This is a genomic window from Ferruginibacter sp. (assembly GCF_031430955.1).
Classification (GTDB): domain Bacteria; phylum Bacteroidota; class Bacteroidia; order Chitinophagales; family Chitinophagaceae; genus Ferruginibacter.
On sequence record NZ_JANPCM010000150.1, the window covers coordinates 1 to 5,368 of the forward strand.

At 36.7% G+C, this 5,368-nt stretch carries 6 protein-coding genes; 3 read left to right on the forward strand and 3 right to left on the reverse strand.

Annotated elements, in window-relative coordinates:
* The coding region (locus tag ACY65O_RS04045) for a hypothetical protein (RefSeq protein ID WP_462219565.1) at window positions 1-231 on the forward strand (231 nt) is incomplete at its 5' end.
* 10 nt (window positions 232-241) lie between these two features.
* Here the strand turns inward: ACY65O_RS04045 and ACY65O_RS04050 are convergent.
* Entirely contained in the window at window positions 242-427 is a 186-nt protein-coding gene (locus ACY65O_RS04050) for a hypothetical protein (protein ID WP_462219566.1), read from the reverse strand.
* Window positions 428-924: 497 nt separating this feature from the next.
* Here ACY65O_RS04050 and ACY65O_RS04055 point away from each other — a divergent pair, with 497 nt between their 5' ends.
* Together ACY65O_RS04055 and ACY65O_RS04060 are read left to right on the forward strand one after the other, a co-directional pair.
* Window positions 925-2,187 carry a hypothetical protein gene (locus tag ACY65O_RS04055; RefSeq protein WP_462219567.1) on the forward strand — a complete coding sequence of 421 codons (1,263 nt, stop codon included), beginning with the start codon at window positions 925-927 and terminating at the stop codon, window positions 2,185-2,187.
* Window positions 2,188-2,328: 141 nt separating this feature from the next.
* Entirely contained in the window at window positions 2,329-3,087 is a 759-nt protein-coding gene (locus ACY65O_RS04060) for a Druantia anti-phage system protein DruA (protein WP_462219568.1), read from the forward strand.
* 383 nt (window positions 3,088-3,470) lie between these two features.
* Here ACY65O_RS04060 and ACY65O_RS04065 read toward each other — a convergent pair whose 3' ends face one another.
* Both ACY65O_RS04065 and ACY65O_RS04070 read right to left on the reverse strand, forming a co-directional pair.
* Window positions 3,471-4,196 carry a phosphatase PAP2 family protein gene (locus ACY65O_RS04065; RefSeq protein ID WP_462219569.1) on the reverse strand — a complete coding sequence of 242 codons (726 nt, stop codon included), beginning with the start codon at window positions 4,194-4,196 and terminating at the stop codon, window positions 3,471-3,473.
* A 70-nt stretch (window positions 4,197-4,266) separates the two neighbouring features.
* Window positions 4,267-5,368, reverse strand: a 1,102-nt coding sequence (locus ACY65O_RS04070; RefSeq protein WP_462219570.1) for an adenylate/guanylate cyclase domain-containing protein, incomplete at its 5' end; no start/stop codon positions are given.

The window sequence follows — 5,368 nt, forward strand, 5'->3', positions numbered from 1 at the left end:
CTGGTACCACTGCATCACCGGCTGGAAAAGTTAGTGATAGCTAAGCTTACAAAGCCTATGCCACCAAACTATACATCACCAGTAGCCGCAGATGATGCTGCATTTACAGCAACAATTGAAGAAGTGATAACAGAAGAGCTGCCTTTGGTTACAGCAGACACTCTTTCAACTGAAGTGGAACAAAAAAAAACTGCTCCTGCAGCAGATGCTACAGAAGCAGATGAAAAATAATGTAGCCCTTTTAAGAACTTGGAATCACGGGTTTTAAAATAGCTTTTTTTAAAGCCGGTTTTTTTGCTGCCTTTTTTGGCGCTGCTTTTTTTACAGCTTTTTTTGCAGGGGCTGCTTTCTTGGCCGCTTTTTTTGCAGGAGCCTTTTTTGCTGCTGCTTTTTTAGCAGCTGGTTTAGATGTTTTTTTTGTTGCCATAATTAATGAGTATTTAGTTGTTGTAATATAAACATTTATTTTTTAAATAAACATTGCTGCGTAAATAATTTACTGATACTTTATATTTGGCTTGGTAAAAAAGTAATACTCGTCTTGTGATTAATTTACAGTTGCTGATACAAGCGACAGCGAACAATAAATATTCCACATGCAATCTATCATTGTTTCATTGGCTCATTAATTTAAACGTTGTAAAGACCTCACCCCTACCGATAAATCGGGACTCCCAGGAAGAGTGAACAGGAATTGGAAGTTTCATAATTTAAATATTCTTAACAAGATTGGCCGAAAAGGTAAAACTATTTCCACGCAGGTTTAGTTTTTAACTATTGCCGTTCTAAATATTTTTTCCTGTTCCGCCGAAACAATTTGGGGTAACAAAAAGGATTATGTAAGCTCTGTTTATTTACAATTTTTACTTCCCCGTTCATAAAATGCAAATCAATAAGCTCTATCTTACAGTCAATATCAACTCCATGCCAATCCGTTTGGTTCTTATATTATTTGTTTTGCAATGTGCTCCTGCATGGGCGCAAACAGATGTGTTTACAGGTATTTGGCAAATGCAAACTGCAGCAGGCAATACATCCGTTGTTATAGAGTTAAAAATTGGTGCTGCTGAAAAAAGCATGCTCTACCCTGCTGCCATCACCATAAAAAGCAGCGCTTTTTACGGTGTATATCAACTGCTGTTGGTAAAAAAAAATGCGTGGCAGTTGGCCATAAGTAAAAATAAATTTGCTGCAGAAGAAAAACCTTTTCATTTAGATATGCTGCCGCTTAACGGCAGTTTTGATTTAAGGCGCAATACAAAAGAACAACCCAGTTTAACCATTAACCGACTGCCTTTAAAACAAAGCAGCCCCACTCATACAGATAGCGCCGCTGCTGCCCTTCAAAAAATTATTTTATCCGGTAATTTAGCGTTTACCCGTATAAGTAACACACCGTGGAAAGATGCCTTCACCGATAAAATCCTCAACCCTTCCCGATCTCCCGTTTATTTTGGTTTGGTTGATACGGCTTATGTAACCACACGTTATGGCAGCTTCAGTGCAGCCACAATTAATAAAACCGATATGGCCTCGGCAGTGTTTAATGGCCGTACCTTATTTGATCAATGGGTGCTAACAAAAAAGGAACGCAGGGAAGAAATAATGATTGAACCCGGCAGTAATGTGCTGGCATTTTTTGCCGATTACTCAGTAAGCAATCCTTCCAATAAAGCTACGCTGCGTTGCGAATTTGACAAAAATAAATTCAATATAAATTTCAATAACCCCAACGACAGTGGCGCTTACTTTGTAGCTGCAAAAGTTATCCTTATGCAGGATAAAGAAAAAATAAATTCGTTTCAGCCCTACAGCTACCCCGGCTCAGGAGAACCGCCTTTGCAAACCAATGAAAAATTAGTGGGGAGCATCACCTCTAAAGCAAAGCAAATTACATTAGCAGTGTGGGATGATGCTGTGGAAGATGGCGACACTATTTCTATCAGCATCAATAATAAATCAATTGCCAAAAATCTGCTTATAAAAAAACGGCCACAATTTATTACGGTTACCTTAAGCCCCGGTGCCAATACTATTTTGTTTACCGGAGAAAACCTGGGTAGTATTCCCCCCAACACAGCCGTGTTTGAAATTATTGATGGCAAAAACCGCAAAGCCTTTTTTTTAGAAACTGTGCCGGGAGAAAAAAACCTGCTGAAGATTTTTTACAATTATACTTCGCAATAAAACGATAAAACAAAATTTTGCAGTGTCGGCTAAAATGACTCATTCTCAAAAAAGCGGACACTTTTTGTTTAGTAATCCTGCAACAACTTTACAGTTCCTTTTTTAATTACCTATGTAGACAATTTTGCAAAAACATTTTTTATGACTGCAACAGCTTTACGAAGCAAAATCATTGACAGTTTAAATCTCCAGGGCTTTTCAGTCAATGGACATGTTGAGCCGTTGCAATTCAACAAAGAAACTTATCGGCAGATACATGATTTTTCAAAGAAGGAACAAATTAATTTACAAAAGAATTTTGTTGAGGAAGGTTTTGAAACTGTCAGAAAATATTTGGTTAATGGAAAAGATTTAAATCCTTCGGAAATAGAATTGGAGTTCCGAATGATTGAGGAAGGAACTGAGGAACATAAAATTTATCGTTGGTGGAATCTTGTTTGGTGGAGTGTTCCGTATCAACGGGCTTATGGCCGACAAATGCGTTTCCTGTTGTGGGTTAAAACTCACAATGCTCTGTTTGGTTTGATTGGTTTGCAAAGTCCTGTTTTAAAAATGTCTATCCGTGATAATTACTTGCAAATACCAAATGAAACTTTGGATTTGTGGGTGAATAAATCCATGCAAGCACAACGCTTGGGTGCAATACCTCCTTACAATCAGTTGCTCGGTGGAAAGATGGTTGCGATGGCTCTAACTGCAAGTGAACTGAGAAGAGCATACAAGAAAAAATATAAGGACACTGAAACGTTGATGCAGAAAAGAATAATTGAACCTGACTTCTTTTTTAATTCTTTTGCAAAAAAGACGCTACTGTTTTGGAGTAGCGCAAATACAATTCAGGTTAAGGTTAAATCATCTAATGGGCTGATTATTTTTAACAAATCTTTGTTGCCTGTATGAAGGTGCCGGAGTGTAGTTTTAATATCATTATGGCTTCCGCCCCCTCCGCCCTGGTTAGCGTTTCCACTAAACATATCCGCTTAGATAAAAGCTCAATAAACTTATGCCGTACAAGAGTGCGACGCAAGAATGTTTAATAGAATTTCAACCGCTGGTAACCCAAAAAAAAATCCCTCCGCCCCCGTGGGTGCATCGCCTTGTTCACCGCTTCCGCAATTCGCCGCTGCCTGGTTTTTAACCGGCAGCGTATGCTTACTATACTAATGTAAGTTTCCCCAAAAAAAAGCTACTTAAAAATTGATAAAATTGTTACTATTTAAAATAATTGCAAACGAACTTCAATACAGTTAAAAATTATTAACCCAAATTTTTTAACCTTCAACCTAAATATTTTTTACCTCACTTAAATTATCCGGCATTTTTTTAGCATTAAATTTTTCTATCTGCCGCAGCATTAAAAATAAAATTACCAGCGATAAAATGCCAAAACAAAAACCTGCAATTACATCGCTGGCGTAATGCACCCTTAAATACACACGGCTTAAACCCACCAAAAATATTATGCACATCAAAAAAATAATAACAGTCCATTTTATCCATTTATTGGCAACATCATGGTAAACAAAGTAAATGATAAGCCCGAAAAATGTAAGGCTCATAAAAGCATGGCCACTGGGGAAACTTAAACCGGGCACTTCTTTTAAAAGCGGGATAAGCGGTCGTGGCCGGTTAAAAAAAAACTTTAGTCCAAACATTAAAAGCAAATTACTTACTGCTACTGTCACTACTTTTATAAAATACCATTTTGTTTTGTAACTTAAAAAAATAACAGTAAAAAATACAAGGAAGGCAGGAATAAGAAACTGGGGAGAGCCTAAAAAACTAAACACCTGCATAACAGCAGTATTGGCACTGCTTACATGCCCGGATAGATTATTGAAAACTTTATCATCTAAAGTATTTTCCTTCTGATAAAATATTTTTCTTATTATGACGATAAGTGATGCCAGTGAAATAAAAAAAAGTACAAATAAAATAAAGAGTTCGGCAGAAAGCAAGGCAATGGCAGCAGAAAGTTTTTTTACACCATATTGTATTTTCTTCCGCATGTGATTTGCTGCATTGAAATTAGTGATAAGGATTAATACTACTTTTCTAAATAGTTGAATATATTTTCTGCTACACCTTAAGCGAAAATAATTCTATCCCATTGGCCTTACCTTTTAAATCTACAATGCCAAGGCTTTCGCCCTGCCATTCTTTAAGATCGCTGCTGTCCATAAAATCTTTCGACATTATAAATTTATGATTCAGTTCGTTGCAGGCGCTGCGTATCCTTGCTGTAGTATTCATAGTATCGCCGCTCATGGCCAGATCTTTTTTTATTACACCAATCTCCCCTACTGTTACATCCCCCATGTGTATGCCCACCCTAAACTCGGGAATAATGCCAAAGCTCCTGCGGAATTCTTCTCCATTCTTTTGCAGATTTTTCCGGGCATCAATAATTGCGGCCATGCATTTACGTGTATTTTTAGTTTCAAAAAGCCACGATACCACAATTTCGTCACCCACGTACTGGTAAATCCTTCCATCATGCTCTATCAATGCCATGGAAACATGAAAAATAAAATTGCGGATGAATTTAAAATATTCTACGTGCCCTAATTTTTCGGCAATAGGTGTAGAATCTTTAAGGTCGATAAACATGATAATCCTTTTTTCAATTTTGGGCTGCATGTATTTACCCCTTAAAATATCCACAAAAACACCGGGAGAATATTTTTCGTTTATTTCAATATACAATTGTGTAATTACAAAAAGGATAAGCCAGTACAATAATTTTTGTATCAGCCATTTAGTTTCCGTTATTTCTTTTATAAAATATTGAAAAGCTTCGCCGGAGCTTTTACCTAAAATAAAAATGGTATCCAAAAAATGAACTAAAAAATTCATTATAAAAGCTGCTGCCAGCAGTACAATACTTTTAAAAATAAAATTAACAAAAGGCGGTTTATTACGCAACGCATTCTTAAGGGTAAATACAAACAGGTAGCCCATTATGCAGCTCATTAAAAAAACTGCCAGCTCCCTTAAAACTATAGATTGAAAAGGGCTGTTAGTATTACCATCTTTTAATAAAAGTGTAACAACTATATCTATCCCCGTCCAAAAAAAAGCAATGTACAAAATTGTTCGCAGCCGGTATTTGCCCACCCCGGAAAATATTGAATAAGATGAAGTGTCCAGTTTCATATCCGGTTTTTCAGGTACTGGTAAA